This window comes from endosymbiont of Pachyrhynchus infernalis, assembly GCF_004296515.1.
In the GTDB taxonomy this organism is placed as follows: Bacteria; Pseudomonadota; Gammaproteobacteria; order Enterobacterales; family Enterobacteriaceae; genus Nardonella.
On the sequence record NZ_AP018160.1, the window covers coordinates 145,674 to 162,937 of the forward strand.

The 17,264-nt window shown below is 16.4% G+C and carries 14 protein-coding genes and 7 tRNA genes; 16 read left to right on the top strand and 5 right to left on the bottom strand.

From position 1 onward, the window contains the following. Positions 1-20: 20 nt before the first annotated feature. The 3 genes from rpmF to NARPIN1_RS00800 are packed head-to-tail and all read left to right on the top strand — an operon-like array spanning position 21 to position 1,541. Positions 21-203 (top strand): 50S ribosomal protein L32, encoded by a 183-nt coding sequence (gene rpmF, locus NARPIN1_RS00790; RefSeq protein WP_130579278.1) that lies wholly within the window; start codon positions 21-23, stop codon positions 201-203. Position 204: 1 nt separating this feature from the next. Beyond that, the gene (locus NARPIN1_RS00795) at positions 205-1,173 is read left to right on the top strand and encodes a DNA polymerase III subunit delta' C-terminal domain-containing protein (RefSeq protein WP_172597009.1); all 969 of its coding nucleotides are present in this window, start codon (positions 205-207) and stop codon (positions 1,171-1,173) included. Between the two features lie 23 nt (positions 1,174-1,196). Next, on the top strand, positions 1,197-1,541 hold the full coding sequence (locus tag NARPIN1_RS00800) for a histidine triad nucleotide-binding protein (protein ID WP_130579282.1): 345 nt from the start codon (positions 1,197-1,199) through the stop codon (positions 1,539-1,541). On the opposite strand, the gene mnmA is transcribed toward NARPIN1_RS00800, so the two are convergent. Beyond that, on the bottom strand, positions 1,536-2,633 hold the full coding sequence (gene mnmA / locus NARPIN1_RS00805; RefSeq protein WP_130579284.1) for a tRNA 2-thiouridine(34) synthase MnmA: 1,098 nt from the start codon (positions 2,631-2,633) through the stop codon (positions 1,536-1,538). The two genes, NARPIN1_RS00800 and mnmA, sit on opposite strands and share 6 nt — an antisense overlap. 160 nt (positions 2,634-2,793) lie before the next feature. Between mnmA and NARPIN1_RS00810 the strand changes: the two genes are divergently transcribed. Beyond that, positions 2,794-2,882 (top strand) — tRNA-Ser (locus NARPIN1_RS00810). 25 nt (positions 2,883-2,907) lie between these two features. Further along, positions 2,908-4,425, top strand: a complete 1,518-nt coding sequence (gene murJ, locus NARPIN1_RS00815) for a murein biosynthesis integral membrane protein MurJ (RefSeq protein WP_130579287.1) — start codon at positions 2,908-2,910, stop codon at positions 4,423-4,425. Positions 4,426-4,430: 5 nt separating this feature from the next. Here the strand turns inward: murJ and argS are convergent, their stop codons facing one another. Further along, on the bottom strand, positions 4,431-6,179 hold the full coding sequence (argS, locus tag NARPIN1_RS00820; protein WP_130579289.1) for an arginine--tRNA ligase: 1,749 nt from the start codon (positions 6,177-6,179) through the stop codon (positions 4,431-4,433). Beyond that, positions 6,163-6,636 (bottom strand): ribonuclease HI, encoded by a 474-nt coding sequence (gene rnhA / locus NARPIN1_RS00825; protein WP_130579291.1) that lies wholly within the window; start codon positions 6,634-6,636, stop codon positions 6,163-6,165. The genes argS and rnhA overlap by 17 nt, the downstream gene beginning before the upstream one ends. A 45-nt stretch (positions 6,637-6,681) precedes the next feature. Here rnhA and dnaQ point away from each other — a divergent pair, with 45 nt between their 5' ends. The 7 genes from dnaQ to NARPIN1_RS00860 all read left to right on the top strand — a co-directional run bounded on the left by dnaQ (position 6,682) and on the right by NARPIN1_RS00860 (position 10,965). Beyond that, complete coding sequence (dnaQ, locus tag NARPIN1_RS00830) at positions 6,682-7,398, top strand: DNA polymerase III subunit epsilon (protein WP_130579293.1); 717 nt, start codon at positions 6,682-6,684, stop codon at positions 7,396-7,398. Positions 7,399-7,401: 3 nt separating this feature from the next. Then, positions 7,402-7,475 (top strand) — tRNA-Asp (locus NARPIN1_RS00835). Between the two features lie 106 nt (positions 7,476-7,581). Further along, entirely contained in the window at positions 7,582-9,924 is a 2,343-nt protein-coding gene (lon, locus tag NARPIN1_RS00840) for an endopeptidase La (protein WP_130579295.1), read from the top strand. Between the two features lies 1 nt (position 9,925). Continuing rightward, positions 9,926-10,639, top strand: coding sequence for a phosphatase PAP2 family protein (locus tag NARPIN1_RS00845; protein ID WP_130579297.1), 714 nt, complete (start codon positions 9,926-9,928; stop codon positions 10,637-10,639). Positions 10,640-10,689: 50 nt separating this feature from the next. Further along, positions 10,690-10,761: transfer RNA gene (locus NARPIN1_RS00850), tRNA-Asn, on the top strand. Between the two features lie 7 nt (positions 10,762-10,768). Next, a tRNA-His gene (locus tag NARPIN1_RS00855) sits at positions 10,769-10,841 on the top strand. Positions 10,842-10,891: 50 nt separating this feature from the next. Continuing rightward, positions 10,892-10,965 (top strand) — tRNA-Pro (locus NARPIN1_RS00860). A gap of 5 nt (positions 10,966-10,970) precedes the next feature. Here NARPIN1_RS00860 and gltX read toward each other — a convergent pair. Then, the gene (gltX, locus tag NARPIN1_RS00865; protein ID WP_130579299.1) at positions 10,971-12,377 is read right to left on the bottom strand and encodes a glutamate--tRNA ligase; all 1,407 of its coding nucleotides are present in this window, start codon (positions 12,375-12,377) and stop codon (positions 10,971-10,973) included. 82 nt (positions 12,378-12,459) lie between these two features. On the opposite strand from gltX, the gene NARPIN1_RS00870 reads away from it, so the two are divergent. Together NARPIN1_RS00870 and NARPIN1_RS00875 are read left to right on the top strand one after the other, a co-directional pair. Continuing rightward, positions 12,460-12,533: transfer RNA gene (locus NARPIN1_RS00870), tRNA-Val, on the top strand. A gap of 4 nt (positions 12,534-12,537) precedes the next feature. Further along, positions 12,538-12,611 (top strand) — tRNA-Lys (locus NARPIN1_RS00875). 8 nt (positions 12,612-12,619) lie between these two features. Here NARPIN1_RS00875 and ligA read toward each other — a convergent pair. Further along, positions 12,620-14,383, bottom strand: coding sequence for an NAD-dependent DNA ligase LigA (ligA, locus tag NARPIN1_RS00880; RefSeq protein ID WP_130579301.1), 1,764 nt, complete (start codon positions 14,381-14,383; stop codon positions 12,620-12,622). Positions 14,384-14,430: 47 nt separating this feature from the next. On the opposite strand from ligA, the gene NARPIN1_RS00885 reads away from it, so the two are divergent. Both NARPIN1_RS00885 and tkt read left to right on the top strand, forming a co-directional pair. Continuing rightward, a complete protein-coding gene (locus tag NARPIN1_RS00885) occupies positions 14,431-15,129 on the top strand; it encodes a hypothetical protein (protein WP_130579303.1) in 699 nt (232 codons plus the stop codon). 73 nt (positions 15,130-15,202) lie between these two features. After that, positions 15,203-17,188: a transketolase gene (tkt, locus tag NARPIN1_RS00890; RefSeq protein WP_130579305.1), complete on the top strand. Its 1,986-nt coding sequence runs from the start codon at positions 15,203-15,205 to the stop codon at positions 17,186-17,188. Positions 17,189-17,264: the final 76 nt, after the last annotated feature.

Consider the following 17,264-nt stretch of genomic DNA (forward strand, 5'->3'; position numbering starts at 1 on the left):
TAATTTGATAAATAAAAATTATGGCTGTACAAAAAAATAAAAAATCAAAATCAAAATCTAAAATAAGAAGATTTAATAATATAAAAATAAAAAATCCATCAATATCTATTGATTTTTTATCTGGCGAATTACATCTTAGACATCATATTACAAATAATGGATTTTATAGAGGTAAAAAAATTTATTCTAAAGATAATAAATAATATGTATAATTTTATTAACGATAAAATAATTTCAAATTTAGATAAATTTAATAAAAATATAGTTTTAGAATTAAATGATATTTTAAATTTAGATATCATTATAAGAAATATAAGTAAGATTTTATTTTGTACAAAAGATATTAAATTTTGTGATTCTTGTTGTAATTGTAATTTAATAAATACAGATTTAAATAGTAATATATTTATAATAAATAATAATATTAATAATAAATATTTTAATAATTCAAATATAGACTATGAAAAATATATTATAGATAATATATTTTTACCTACTATAAATTTTAAATTTAAATTAATATTTATATACAATATAAATTTGTTATCTAATAATATAAAAAATCTAATATTTAAAAAATTAGATAAAGATGTTAAATATATTAAATTTATATTTATATGTAATAATATAAATAATTTAAATTTTATTTTAAAAACAAAATGTTATCTAATTAAAATAGATAATTATAATATAAATTATAATATTAATATATTAAAGAAAAAATATAATAAATTGAATTATAAATCTATTATAACTTCATTAAGATTATCAAATAATTCTATAATAAAATCATATTTTATATTAAATCCAAATAATTGGATTAAAAGAATTAAATTTATAAATTTATTAAAATCAAATTTTTTAGAAAAAAAATCACTAATATTTATTTTAAATTTAGTAAATTTTAATGAAATAGAAATATATAATCCTATATTTTGGTTATTAACTTTTATATTAGATTCTATAAAATATAAAAATAATTTTAATATTTGTATTAAAAATATAGATAGTATTAATATATTAAAAATAATATCAGATTTATTTTCATATAATATATTAAATATTATTTTAGATAAATTAATAGAATATTTTTATATAATAAACAAAAATATTAATATAGATAAATCATTTATATTAATAAAAAATATACTATATATAGAAAGTATAATTTAAAATAATTAAATATTTAATAATTTATGTATGATATAAATAATATATTTTATAAAATAATAAATGGACATATAAAATCAGATATAATTTATAAAGATAAAATTGTAACTGCATTTTATGATATAAATCCTAAGGCATTAATACATATACTAATAGTTACTAATAAACTAATATCTACATTAAATGATATAAACATTAAAGATAAATATATAATTGGTCATTTAATATATATATCCACTAAAATAGCAAAAATGAAAGGTATGTCTGATAATGGATATAGATTAATAATTAATTGTAATAATTATGGAGGACAAGAAATAAATCATTTACATGTACATTTATTAGGAGGTGAAAAATTAAAAAATCTATAGAATATTTGATTCTATAATAGCACCTCCTATACAAATTTCATTAATATAAAAAACTACAGATTGACCTGGAACTACTATTCCATATAATTTATTAAAAATTATTTTTACTTTATTATTATTTATAAATTCTATTTTAGATTTCATAGTATTTTTACTATATCTAAGTTTTACTTCAATATCTAATCTATATATATTTTTTATTTCATTTATTAAATTAACAGAATTTGCTATTAATCCTTTTGATAATAAATTTGGATGATTTTTATCTTGAGATACTATTATTGTATTATTTATAACGTTTTTATCTATAATATACCATGGTTTTGATAAATATTTTTTTATCCCACCTATATTTAATCCATATCTTTGGCCTATAGTATAAAAATGTATTCCGTTATGAGTACCTATATTAATATTATCTGAAGTAATTATATTTCCATATTTTAATGGTATAAATTTACTAATAAATTTTCTAAAATTTTTTTCTCCTATAAAACATATTCCAGTAGAAGATTTTTTATCAAAATTTTCAAAGTTTAATTTTTTAGCTAATTCTCTAACATTTTTTTTATACATCCATCCTAATGGAAATAAACAAAATTTTAAATTATCATTATTTAGTGTATATAAAAAATAACTTTGATCTTTATCCTTATCTATAGATTTTAATAAAAAATTTTTATTTTTAAAAAATATATTTTTTACATAATGTCCAGTAGATATATAATTTGCTCCAATATTATTTAATACATATTTTATTAATAGATTAAATTTAATTTCTTTATTACACAAAATATCTGGATTAGGAGTTAATCCTAATTTAAGTTTATCTAATGTTATTTTAAATACTTTTTCCCAATATTCTTTTGAAAAATTTATAAAATTTAATTTTATATTTAATCTACTAGATATTAATTTTGCATAAAAAAAATCTTCTTCAGAATTACAATAATTATTATTATCGTCAATATTCCAATTTTTCATAAAAATACCTTCTACATAGTATCCCATATTTTTTAATATATAAGCAGATATAGCTGAATCAACCCCTCCGGAAATAGCTACTATTACAAATTTTTTATTATTAATCATTTTGTATATAATTTTATTTAAAATATTAATATAATATATTATATTAAATAAATAATATGTCGATATAGTTTTAATATAAAACAATATATTCGTAATATATAATTATGGGTTTAAATCCCATTATCGACATATTATGTTGTATAATTTATTAATAATTTATAGTGAGATGTCTGAGTGGTTTAAAGAACATGTTTGGAAAACATGTATATGTGTTAAAACATATCGAGGGTTCGAATCCCTCTCTCACTGTATTATTATGATATAATTATTTAATATGAATATAATAAAAAATTTAGTATTAATAGGTATTACTACATCATTATCTAGAACACTTGGTTTTGTAAGAGATGTTATTATAGCTAGAATGTTTGGAGCTTCAGATATTACAGATTCATTTTTTATATCTTTTAAATTAATAAATTTTTTAAGAAAGATACTTATAGAAGGTTCATTTTTTCAAGTATTTATTCCAATTTTATCAGAATATAAAAAAAATAAAAATATAAATGAGATAAAGGATTTTTTAAGTTGTACTATAGGATTAATAATGTTGTTATTAATAATAATTACTATTATAGGAATATTATTTTCTCCAACAATATTAAAAATATTTGCTCCAAATATAAATTCTAATATTAAATTTAATTTAACAAATAAAATATTTAGAATAATATTTCCATATATTATTATATCTACATTATCTATGTTAGTTAGTTCTGTATTAAATATGTGGGATAATTTTATAGTTCCATCATTATCTTTATCATTTATTAATATAATAATAATATTATTTTCAATATTTTCTAATAAAATATCTAATCCACCTATATTATCTTTAGCGTGGTCAATATTAATTGGTAATATATTTCAATTAATTTATCAATTAAAATATATTAATGATATAGATATGATTATAATTCCTACAATATCACTAAAAAATAGTGGATTAAAAAAATTAATTAATAATATATGGTTAGCTTTATTAAGTACTTCTATAAATCAAATATCTATGATAAGTAATACTATTTTTACTTCATTTTTACCATCAGGATCTATATCTTGGATGTATTATGCAGACAAAATAATAGAATTTCCATCTGGAATAATAATATCTACATTAAATACTATTTTACTTCCTTATTTATCAAAAAGTGCTATAAATAATGATAAAAATGAATATTCTAAATTTTTAGATATAGGATTAAGATTATCTATATTAATATCATTACCAATTACTATTATTTTGATAGTTTTATCTAAATTAATAATTTTTTCTATTTTTAAATATGGTAAATTTTCTTATTTTGATGCATTAATGACATCTCAATCATTAATAGCATATTCTATAGGATTAATAGGAATTATATTAGTTAAAATTTTAACTCCAAGTTTTTATTCTTATCAAGATAATGTAACTCCACTAAAAATATCAATTATAACTTTTATAATAACTCAAATATTAAATTTTATATTTATAACAACACTAAAACATATTGGTTTGTCTTTATCAATAGGATTATCTGCATGTTTTAATTCATTATTATTGTATATATATTTAATTAAAAATAATTTATTTAAACCTAAATTAGGATGGAAAAAATTTATTTATAAAATAGTAATTTCATCAATTAATATGTTATTAATATTAATTATATTTATTAAAATTTTAAATTATATTAAAAATAATTTAATTTATAGATTATTAAAATTAATTTTTCTTATTGCTATTGGAATAATTACATATATTTTGTCATTAAAATTATTTAATTTTAATATAAATGATATAATTTAATTAAATTAAATTTTTTTTATTATTTTAATTCCAAGTAATTCTAAACCTTTCTTTATTATATTAGAAGTTAATATACATAAATTTAGTTTAGTATTTTTTATATCTATATTATTTATATATATAATTTTATCTGTAGAATAAAATTTAGAAAATTTTTTAGATATCTCATATAAATATAAACATAATAAATTTGGAGTACATAATTTAGATACTTTATGTATTATAAATTCAAATTTTATTATTAATAATGATAAATCAAGTTCTTCTTTATTATTTATTTTAAAATTTTTATAACTTAAGTAATTTAGATTATTTATTTTATTTTTTTTTAATATAGATAAAATTCTAACATATGAATAATATATATATATTGCAGTATTATCTTTTAAAGATAAAATTTTATCTATATCAAAAATATAATTATTATTTTTATTTCTAGATAAATCAAAATATTTTAATGATCCTATACCTATAATTTTTGATAATTTATTAATTTCATTAATATTTAAATTTTTATTTTTATTTAATAAAAATATTTTGGTTTTTTCTATAGATTCTTTTATTAATTCTTTTAGTTTAAATGAATCACCTTCTCTTGTTTTTAATGGTTTTTTATCTTTATTTAAAATCATTCCAAATGAATGAAATTCTAATTTAGAATTAGTTATATATTTGGCCTTTTTAGCTATATAAAAAGATTGTTTGAAATGATTACTTTGTCTTTTATCTATAAAATATATTATTTTATATGGTTTAAAAAATTCACATCTATATTTTATAGATGTTATTTCTGTTGTTAAATATAAATGTGTATTATTTTTTTTTTGTATTATTGCACACATTTTTTTTCCATATCTATTTTTAGTATTTTTTAATGGAATTAATATTAATCCATTTTTATTTTTTGCTATATTTTTTTTTAATAAATCATTTATGACATTTGGTATCATATTTTTATAAAAACTTTCTCCAATAATATTATTTATTTTTAAATCAATATTAAGTTCTTTATATATATATTGATTATTTTTTATAGATATTTTTGTTAAAATTTTCCATATTTTATTATATAAATTATTTTTATTTTGTAATTTTAATAAACATATTTGTGATTTTTCTGCAAAACTTAAATTATTTTTATAATCTAATTTAGATATTTTATATATATTTTCTATTTCATCTATAGAAATTTTTTTTATTGTTAAATCTTTATGTTTATTTAATTCAATTATTTTACATATTGTCATACCAAAATTTATTCCCCAATCTCCTACATGATTTATTTTTATTATATTATTTCCTAAAAATTTTAGTATTTTAGATAATGAATCTCCTATTATTGTTGATTTTAAATGACCAACATGCATTTCTTTCATTAAATTTGGAGATGAATAATCTATTATTATATTTTTACTAATTTTATTTAATTTAAAAATTAATTTATTTGATTTTATTATTTTTACAATTTTCTTCTCTATATAATTATTATTTATAAAAATATTAATAAAATCATTATCTATATTAATTTTATATATAAAACTTAATTTTAATAATTCTATTTTTAGATTATTTAATATTTCTTCTTCTTTTAAATTAAATTTTTTTATAAAAAATTGAATTCCATTTATTTTTATATGATATATATCTATATTTAAACTATTTGTTATAATTATTTTATCTTTTATATCTTTAAAATTTGAATTTTTTATTAATTTATATATTTTATTATATATTTTATTATATATATTTATCATATTTATTTAATATTAAGTCATGATTTTTAGGATTTATAGAAGCGTCTTTAGCTAATTTATCGCATATATTATTTTCTATACAATTAGAATGACTCTTAATCCAATTCCAATTTAATATATAATTATTGCTTAATAAATATAATTTTTTCCATAAATCTATATTTTTTATTATCTTATTTTTAGAAGATCTCCAATTATTTTTTATCCAATTATTTATCCATATTGTAATACCATTTTTTACATATAAACTATCTAAATTAATATTTATTTTTTTAAAATTTTTTAGTATTTCTAATGATTTTATTACAGCTATTAATTCCATTCTATTATTTGTTGTAAAATAATATCCAGAACTAAACTTAAATATATTATTATTATATTTTATTATAATACCATATCCTCCAGGTCCAGGATTATTTGTACATGATCCATCAGTAAAAACATTTATTATATTCATATTATTTTAATTTAATAATTTTAATTATTATAATATAATAATTATATGTTATTAAAAAGAATTGTTTTAGATATAGAAACTACTGGAATAAATAAATATAATAAATACTATTATATAGGACATAAAATAATAGAAATTGGTGCTATAGAAATTACTAATTTTAACATTACTAATAATAAATTTCATTCATATATAAATCCTAATAGAAATGTAGATAAAGAAGCTTATAATATACATGGTATAGATAATAAATTATTATATAATAAACCTTTATTTAGTGATATAGTAGATAATTTTATAAAATTTATATATAAAAGTGAATTAATAATTCATAATGCTAAATTTGATATTAGTTTTATTAATTATGAATTAAATTTGATAAATTATAAAATTAGTAATATAAAAAGTATATGTAATATAATAGATACTTTATCATTAGCTAGAAAAAAATTTCCAGGTAAAAAAAATAATTTAGATTCTTTATGTGATAGATTTAATATAAATAGAGAAAATCGTAATTTTCATGGTGCATTAATTGACGCTATTTTATTGGCTAAAGTTTTTTTATTATTAATAAAAAAACAATCAAAAATATTATTTGAAACTGAAAATAGTAAAAAATATGATATCATATTGTATAAAAATAATAATAATATAAATTATAAATTAGAAAATTTAATTATATTAAAAGCAAATAAAAAAGAATTAAATAATCATATTAATTTATTAAATTTTATTAAAATAAAATATTTAAATAAATAAATTGGTGCGGTAGTTCAGAAGGATAGAATATCGGCCTGTCACGCCGGAGGTCACGGGTTCAAATCCCGTTCGCACCGTGTTAATATTTATTAAATTTTAAAATTTATTATTATTTAATAAATATTAATAATATAATAATTATAATTTATTTATAATTATCAAAATATAAATTAATTTAAATATATGAAAAATGAAGTTTTAATAAATGAAGAAAAAAAATCAATAGAAAATACAAAAAAAATTCCAGTTTTACCTCTAAGAGATATAGTTATATATCCTAATATGATTGTTCCATTATTTGTTGGAAGGGAAAAATCTATAAAATCTATAGAAATATCAATAAAAAGTGATAAAAAATTAGTTTTATTAACTCAAAAAAATAATTTAAATGAATCACCAAAAGTAGAAGATTTATTTAAAGTAGGAACTTTATCGCATATATTACAAATGTTTAAACTTAATGATGGAACAATAAAAGTTTTAATTGAAGGTATATATAGAGCAAGTATTTTAGATATAGAAGATAATGGAAATTATATAACAGCTAATATAAAAAATATAAGTATAGTTAAAAAAATAGATAAAGAAGATATATTTATAAAAATAATAATAAATCAATTTGAAACATATATAAAATTAAGTAAAAAATTATCTATTGATATATTAATTTCATTAAATGAAATTAATGATATATCTAAACTTGTTGATACAATAGCAGCACATTTACCAATAAAATTAAATAATAAACAAAAAATATTAGAAATAGTAGATATAAATGAAAGAATTAATTTTTTAATAAAATTAATAGAATATGAAATAGAATTATTACAAATAGAAAAAAAAATAAAAAATAGAATAAGAAAACAAATGGAGAAAAGTCAGAAAGAGTATTATTTAAATGAACAAATAAAAGCTATTCAAAAAGAATTAAATAATATAAATAATACAAATGATGAGTATAAAATATTAAAAGATAAAATAAATATATCTGGAATGAATAAAGATGTAAAAATTAAAGTTGAAAACGAACTACAAAAACTTAAAATGATGTCTCCTATATCAGCTGAAGCATCTGTAATAAGAGGATATATAGATTGGATGATATCAATGCCTTGGAAAAAAAGAAATAGACTTAAAAAAAATATAAATTTTGCTCAAAATATATTAGATAAAAATCATTATGGATTAAATAAAGTTAAAGAATATATTTTAGAATATTTAGCTGTGCAAAATAGAGTTAATAAAATTAAAGGTCCTATATTATGTTTAGTTGGTCCTCCTGGGGTAGGTAAAACCTCTTTAGGAAAATCAATAGCAAAAGCTACTGGTAGAAAATATGTAAAAATATCATTAGGAGGTATAAAAGATGAAGCTGAAATAAGAGGACATAGAAAAACTTATATAGGGTCAATGCCTGGTAAATTAATACAAAAAATGTCTAAAGTAGGAGTTAAAAATCCTTTATTCTTATTAGATGAAATAGATAAAATGTCATTTGATATGAGAGGAGATCCTGCTTCTGCATTATTAGAAGCTTTAGATTCAGAACAAAATGCTTATTTTAATGATAATTATTTAGAAGTTGATTATGATTTATCTGAGGTTATGTTTGTTGCAACATCAAATTCTACTGAAATTCCAACTACTTTACTAGATAGAATGGAAATTATTAAATTGCATGGATACTCAGAAGAAGAAAAATTAAATATAGCTAATAATTTTTTATTAAAAAAACAAATTAAAATAAATGCATTAAAAGACTATGAAATAGAATTTGATAATTCTTCTATATTATCTATAATAAGATATTATACAAAAGAATCAGGAGTTAGAAATTTGGAAAGAGAAATATCTAAAATATGTAGAAAAGTTGTTAAAATATTATTAGTAAATAAAAAAATAAAAAGTATATTAATAAATGAAAACAATATAGTAGATTTTTTAGGTATAAAAAAATTTGATTTTGGAAAATTTGAAGATAATTTATCTGTAGGACAAACAATAGGATTAGCTTGGACTGAATATGGTGGTGATTTATTAACAATAGAATCATATTGTGTTCCGGGTAGAGGTAAATTAATTAATACAGGATCATTAGGAAAAGTTATGTGTGAATCTATACAAACAGCATTAACTGTAGCAAAATTTAAAGTTAATAAATTTATTGTAAGAGATTATAAATTTTATGAAATTAATGATATACATGTACATGTTCCTGAATGTTCTACTCCAAAAGATGGACCTAGTGCTGGAGTAGCAATATGTTTATCTATTATATCATGTTTAATTAATAAACCAATTAAATCCGGTATAGCTATAACTGGTGAAATAACTTTAAATGGTAAAGTATTACCTATAGGTGGTTTGAAAGAAAAAATATTAGCAGCAAAAAGAGGAAATATTAAATATATTTTAATACCTAAAAATAATTTAAAAGATTTAAAAGAAATAGAAATAGATATAACTGATTTAAATATTATAGGAATAAGTGATATCGAAGAGGTGATTAATATTTCTTTAATATAATATGTTTTTTATAATTAAGATAAATTTTTTATATTCATTATTTATAATATTATTATTTATAATATTAAATTTACATAATTATAATTGGAAACCAATAATAAGTAATAAAATTATATTAAATTTAATATTTTATATATTAAGATTAATTAATTTAGATATATTTATTTTAATTTTATTTATAGTAAGTTTACTATTATTATATTTTTTAAATAAAAAAAATATAATAAAAATTAAATATATATTAATATTTAATTTAACTAAATTATTATTAAATCAATTTATAAAGATATTATTAAAAAATATATATAAAATTCCTAGACCTTATATTTTATATATAAATAATAAATTAAATATAAATATAAATGAGTTTATAATTTTATTTGAATCAAAAAAAATAAATTTGTTTTATAAACTATTTGATAGTATATTAAATATAGATAATAGAATTAATTTAATATATAATTATTATTCTGTAATATCAGGACATGTTTTATTATTGTTAAATATATATGATATTTATTCTTTTATGTTTTATATTAATAATAAATATAATATATTTTTAATATTTTCTATAATCAATATATTATTAATATATAGTAGATTGATACTTGGAATGCATTTTTTTATTGATATTATATTTAGTATATTATTGAATTTTATATCTTCTTTATTAATTATTTTATTTCAAAAATTAATATTTAAAATAAAATATTAAAATAATTGTTATTAATTTTAAATATTTATAATATAATTATAGTATATTATTCCTCTGTAGTTCAGTGGTAGAACGTCGGACTGTTAATCCGTATGTCACTGGTTCGAATCCAGTCAGAGGAGATATTTGGTGATCGTAGCTCAGTTGGAAGAGTTCTGGATTGTGGATCCAGATGTCATGGGTTCGAATCCCATCGATCACCCCTCTTTTTTTTTATTTTCTTTATTATTTATTTTAATTTTATTTTTTTTTCGGTGAGTAGCGCAGTTTGGTAGCGCAACTGGTTTGGGACCAGTAGGTCGGAGGTTCAAATCCTCTCTCACCGATTTTATTATAAATAATAATTTATTATTAAGTTTATTCTTTCTATTGTATTTTTTTTTCCTATTAAATATATTATATAATACAATTCTGGAGTTTTATCTACTCCAGATATTAATTTTCTTATTATAAAATAAAATTTTTTTTTAATATTAATATTTTTATTTTTTAATAATTTATTTATTATATTTTTTATATTAGATATTCTCCAAATTGTAATATTATTTATATTTTTTAAAAATTTAGTTATAATTTCTATTAATTCTTTATTAGAATTTATATATAAATATATTTCTTGTATATTTATATTGTTATTATAAAATATATATTTTGTTATAATAAATAATTCATTAAATGTACTAAATCTATTTTTAAATATTTTTAATATTTTATTAATATTTTTATTTATTATAAATTTATTATTTGTATATTTTAAATAAAAAAATATTCTTTTTCTTATTTTATAAATTGATAATTTTGATATATATAATTTATTTATATATAATAATTTTTTTTTATCAAAAATTATTGATGATTTGCTTATTTTATTTATATTAAAATTATTTATAATATATTTAATATTAATTATATTATTAATTATATTTGGATTTGTTATAAAATGTAATATTGATTCATATAAAAAACCTTCTTTTATTAATTCTTCTATATTATAATTATTATTATGTTTTGAAATTTTATTTTTATTAATATCTAAAGTTATAGGTACATGAATATATTTTGGTATTTTACAATTTAAAGATTTTAAAATATTTATTTGTCTAGGAGTATTACTTATATGATCGTTTCCTCTTATTATATGTGTTATTTTCATATAAAAATCATCTACAGTTGAACAAAAATTATATGTAAAATAACCATTACTTTTTTTAATTATTAAATCATCTAATTCTTTATTATTAAATTTTAAATTTCCATATATTAAATCGTTAAAATATGTATAATTTTTATCAGGATTTTTAAATCTTATTACAAATTTTTTATTATTTTTTATATTATTATATATAGTTTTATAATTAAGATTTCTACATAATTTATCATATTTTGGTTTTTCTTTATTTAAAATTTGAGTTTCTTTTATATTTTTTAATCTTTCTTTTGAACAAAAACAATAATATGCTTTATTATTTTTTATCATTAATTTTATTATTTTTTCATATTTTTTATTTCTATTAGATTGATATATAATTTTTTTATTCCAACTAATCTTTAACCATTTTAATTGATATATTATTTTATTTATATAAAAACTATTTTTTTCTTTTGTATTTTCTATTCTTAAAAAAAAGTTTCCATTATATTTTTTTGAAAATAACCAAGAATATATTGCTATTCTTATATTTCCTATATGTAAATTTCCTGTAGGACTAGGAGCAAATCTTGTATTTATATTTTTCATTTATATACCTAAATACTTAAAATTAATTTAAATAATTAATATTGACCTTAAATGTTTTAATAATTATAATAATTAATATTATAGGTAATTAGCTCAGATAGGAAGAGCATCTCTCTTACAAAGAGAAGGTCGGCGGTTCGATTCCGTCATTACCTATTAAGGGTTGTTAGCTCAGCTTGGTAGAGCAGTTGACTTTTAATCAATTGGTCGCAGGTTCGAATCCTGCACGACCCATATATTTATTAATTATTTTTAATATTTAAATAATTAGTTAATTTATATATTAGATCTATATTTATTTTATTATTCATAAAATTATTTAATGAATTAAATTCATTTTTATTTATATTTAATTTATTATTTATATAATCATTTTTATATTCTTTTATTAATTTTAATATATTATTATATTTTAATGATAATTTTATAGATGTTTTTTTTCCTATGTTATTTATTCCAAGAGAATATATAAATTTATATAATGTTGTATTTTTTGATATTTCTAAGGAATTTAATATATTATTTGCTTTTTTAAATTTTATATTAGGTATTAATAATAAATTATTAATATTTAAATTATATAAATCAATAGGTGAATTTATTTTTATATATTTATTAATAATATTTATAGTTTTTTTCCCTAATCCTTTAGCAAAGTTACAATCTTTTGAAAAAAAATGATTTATTTTATTATTTATTTGAGATTTACAGAAAAAACTATATGAACATTTTAATATATTATTAATATTTTCAATTTTTGAATTACAAGATGGACAATTTTCAGGAATATTTATTATTTTATTATTTTTTTTTTCAATTACATTTTTTATAGTTGGAATAACATCCCCTGATCTTTTTATTAAAATTTTATCTCCTATATTTATATTTAATTTAATCATTTTATTTATATTATTTAGATATATTTTTTTAATTAATACACCTGATATTATTACTTCATTTATTTCTGCTATCGGAATTAAAGTTCCAGTTTTTGTTATATCAAAATATATATTTTTTACATATGTAACAGCTTCTTCTGATGGAAATTTATATGCTACAGCCCAATTAGGAAATTTACTTGATAATCCTAATTTATTTTGTAAATTTATTGAATCAATTTTAACAACTAATCCATCTATAGAATATTTTAATTTATGTCTATTTTTTTTTAAATTTAAATAATATTTATATATTGAATCTATATTATTAAATTTTTTATATTTATTTTTATAATTAAATCCTAGATTATTTAATATATTTAAAATTTCAAATTGACTATTATTATTAAAAATACTATTTTTATTAGTAATTTTACCTAAACCATAGCAGAAAAAATTTAATATATTATTTTTTATACTATTATTTTTTTTTTGTCTTGCTAATCCAGATGCTGCATTTCTTGAATTAGAAAATGTTTTTTTATTTTTTAATTTTAATTTTTTATTAAAATTAAAAAATTCTTTATTTGATATACATATTTCTCCTCTTATTTCAACTAAATTTGGTAATAAAAATTTTTTATTTAATTTTTTAGGAATTCCATTTATATTATCTATATTATGATATATACTTTCACCATATAATCCATTACCTCTAGTTGATATACTTATTAATATTCCTTTTTTATATATCAAATTTGCTGCTAATCCATCTAATTTATATTCACAACAATATTCAATTTTATTTATTAAATTTAATTTATTATTTATTTTATTTATAAATTTATTATATTCTTCAAATGAATATATTGTTTTTAGAGATAACATAATATTAAAATGTTTTATATTATCACGTAAATTTAATATAAAGTTATTTATTTTTATAGTTGGAGAATTTTTCGTTTTATATTCAGGATATTTATCTTCTAAATATTTTAATTTTTTTAATAAAAGATCATATTCATAATCTGATATTTTTATTTTATTTAATATAAAATATCTGTATTCTAAAGATATTATTTTTTTTCTTAAATTATATATTATATTTTCTATATTTTTATTATTCATTAATTTATATTAACATATATAATATTATATTTTATAAAATTTTAATTATGAAAATAAAAAAAAAATATTATGGAACCGCAGTTATTTTATGTGATGAATATAATAACTTATTTAATAAAAAAATATTTAACAAATATAAAGAAATAATTTTTTTAAAAAAGAAATTTAAATTTATATTAAATCAATTTAAAATCAACTTTTTTAAGGTAAATAAATATATAGGTAATATTGAATTTAAAAAAAAAATAAAGAACATAATATATATATTAGAAAATAAAAATATTTTATATAAATCAATATTAATGATTAAAAATAATTCATTTAATTCAGTTAAATCATTAATATTAACACTTAATAATGAATTTAATAAAGAAAATGATGTTGAATATAATAATAATTTAATATATATAGGTAATTTTATAATAAATGTTATATTTAATAATTTAATTTTAAATAAATATATTAATAATAATGAAAATTCAATACTTTTAGTAAAAAATATTTCTTTATTGTATATAATAAAATTTATTTTTTTAAATGTTAAATATATACTAATTGAAGATAACTATTTTACTAATAATTTTAAAAAAAAATATATATTTTTTAATAATGAATATATTTTTTTAAAAGTAAAAAATATTTTTAATTTTATAAAAAATGGAGATTTTTTAATTATTGATTATTTACTTAAAAAAATTTACATAAATCCTTCATCATTAAAAATAAAACAAATATATAATACTTAATTAAACTATTTACTTTAAAATATTATTAATATAATATATTTATATATATTCAAATATTATATAGAGGAAAAGTATGATTTTAAGAAATATATTATCTAATGCATTAAGAATATTAAGTATGGATATGGTTGAAAATGCAAAATCAGGACATCCTGGTGCTCCTATGGGAATGTCTGATATATTTGAAGTTTTATGGAGAGATTTTATTAATCATAATCCTAAAAACCCTAAATGGATTAATAGAGATAGATTTGTATTATCAAATGGACATTGTTCAGCTTTATTATATAGTGTATTACATCTTACTGGATATAATATATCTATATCAGATTTAAAAAATTTTAGAAAATTAAATTCTAAAACACCTGGACATCCAGAATATTCTCATACTGAAGGTATAGAAGTTACAACTGGACCATTAGGTCAAGGATTAGCTAACGCTGTAGGATTTGCTATAGCAGAAAAAACATTATCAAGTCAATTTAATAAAAATAATTTTAATATTATAAATCATAATACATATGTATTTGTTGGAGATGGATGTTTAATGGAAGGAATATCACATGAGGTATGTTCATTAGCTGGTAAATTAAAATTAAATAAATTAATTGTTTTTTATGATAAAAATAATGTATCTATAGATGGTAATACTGAAAATTGGTTTATAGATGATACAAAAAATAGATTTTTATCATATGATTGGAATGTTATAAATATAAATGGACATGATAGTAAATCTATATTTAATTCTATATATAATGCTAAAAAATCTAATAAACCAAATTTAATAATATGTAATACATTAATAGGATATGGATCTCCTAATAAATGTGGTGACTATAAAATTCATGGAACACCTTTAGGTAAGGAAGAATCAATAAATACTAGAAAATTTTTAAATTGGAATTATGAACCATTTTATATACCTAAAGAAATATATAATGAATGGAATTCAGTTAAAGTAGGTATTAAAAAAGAAAATAATTGGAATAAAATGTTGTTTAAATATAAATTAAAATTTCCAGAATTATTTAATGAATTAAATAGAAGAATAAATAAAGAATTACCTAAAGATTGGAATGAATATAATGAAAAAATAATTTCAGACATAAAAAATAATTTAGAAAATATATCTACAAGAAAAGCATCACAAAATGTTATAGAAAAATTTGTTAGTAAATTACCAGAATTAATAGGTGGTTCTTCAGATTTAACTTCTAGTGTATTAACAAATTGTTCAAAATCTATTCCAATAGATAAATTTTCATATGGGAATTATATAAATTATGGAGTTAGAGAATTTGGTATGACAGCTATAAATAATGGTATTTCAATATATAATGGATTTATTCCATATGGCGGTACCTTTTTATCTTTTATGGATTATGCTAAAAGTGCTGTAAGAATGTCTGCGTTAATGAAATTAAGAAGTATACATATATATAGTCATGATTCTGTATTTATAGGTGAAGATGGACCAACTCATCAACCTGTAGAACAATTAGATTCTTTAAGATTAATACCTAATTTACATATATGGCGTCCATTTAATCAAATAGAAACAGTTATAGCATGGAAATATGCGATAGAAAGATTAGATGGTCCTACAGCATTAATACTATCTAGACAAAATATATATTCTAATAATTTATTAATAAATAATATTTTTAATATATATAAAGGTGGATATATAGTTAAAAGTTGTAATGAATATCCTGATATAACAATAATATCTACAGGATCTGAAATTGAATTATCTTATAATTTATATATTCTTTTAAGTAAAAAAAAAATTAAAACTAGATTAGTATCAATTCCTTCTACTAGTGTATTTGATTTACAAAATAAATCTTATTATTATGATGTATTACCGAAAAAATCTAAAAAAATAATAATAGAAGCTAGTTATTCTAATTTTTGGTATAAATATTTAGAAAATAATGGAAAAATAATAGGAATTAAAACATTTGGTAAATCTGGAAGTATAGATGAATTGCATGAATATTTTGGATTTAAAGAAAGTAATATATTTAATGATATAAAAAATTTATTTAATTAATAAATATTGATTTTTATTTATATTAGATATATATTGTTATTAATAATTAATATTTATTAAATTTTTTATTATTTAT

What these genes read in the sequence shown, in the direction of transcription:
- NARPIN1_RS00845 (WP_130579297.1), top strand. Translation starts at nt 9,926, where the DNA reads ATGTTTTTTATAATTAAGATAAATTTTTTATATTCATTATTTATAATA.
- ligA (WP_130579301.1), bottom strand. Translation starts at nt 14,383, where the DNA reads ATGAATAATAAAAATATAGAAAATATAATATATAATTTAAGAAAAAAA.
- rnhA (WP_130579291.1), bottom strand. Translation starts at nt 6,636, where the DNA reads ATGAATATAATAAATGTTTTTACTGATGGATCATGTACAAATAATCCT.
- NARPIN1_RS00885 (WP_130579303.1), top strand. Translation starts at nt 14,431, where the DNA reads ATGAAAATAAAAAAAAAATATTATGGAACCGCAGTTATTTTATGTGAT.
- rpmF (WP_130579278.1), top strand. Translation starts at nt 21, where the DNA reads ATGGCTGTACAAAAAAATAAAAAATCAAAATCAAAATCTAAAATAAGA.
- dnaQ (WP_130579293.1), top strand. Translation starts at nt 6,682, where the DNA reads ATGTTATTAAAAAGAATTGTTTTAGATATAGAAACTACTGGAATAAAT.
- tkt (WP_130579305.1), top strand. Translation starts at nt 15,203, where the DNA reads ATGATTTTAAGAAATATATTATCTAATGCATTAAGAATATTAAGTATG.
- gltX (WP_130579299.1), bottom strand. Translation starts at nt 12,377, where the DNA reads ATGAAAAATATAAATACAAGATTTGCTCCTAGTCCTACAGGAAATTTA.
- mnmA (WP_130579284.1), bottom strand. Translation starts at nt 2,633, where the DNA reads ATGATTAATAATAAAAAATTTGTAATAGTAGCTATTTCCGGAGGGGTT.
- NARPIN1_RS00795 (WP_172597009.1), top strand. Translation starts at nt 205, where the DNA reads ATGTATAATTTTATTAACGATAAAATAATTTCAAATTTAGATAAATTT.
- argS (WP_130579289.1), bottom strand. Translation starts at nt 6,179, where the DNA reads ATGATAAATATATATAATAAAATATATAATAAAATATATAAATTAATA.
- NARPIN1_RS00800 (WP_130579282.1), top strand. Translation starts at nt 1,197, where the DNA reads ATGTATGATATAAATAATATATTTTATAAAATAATAAATGGACATATA.
- murJ (WP_130579287.1), top strand. Translation starts at nt 2,908, where the DNA reads ATGAATATAATAAAAAATTTAGTATTAATAGGTATTACTACATCATTA.
- lon (WP_130579295.1), top strand. Translation starts at nt 7,582, where the DNA reads ATGAAAAATGAAGTTTTAATAAATGAAGAAAAAAAATCAATAGAAAAT.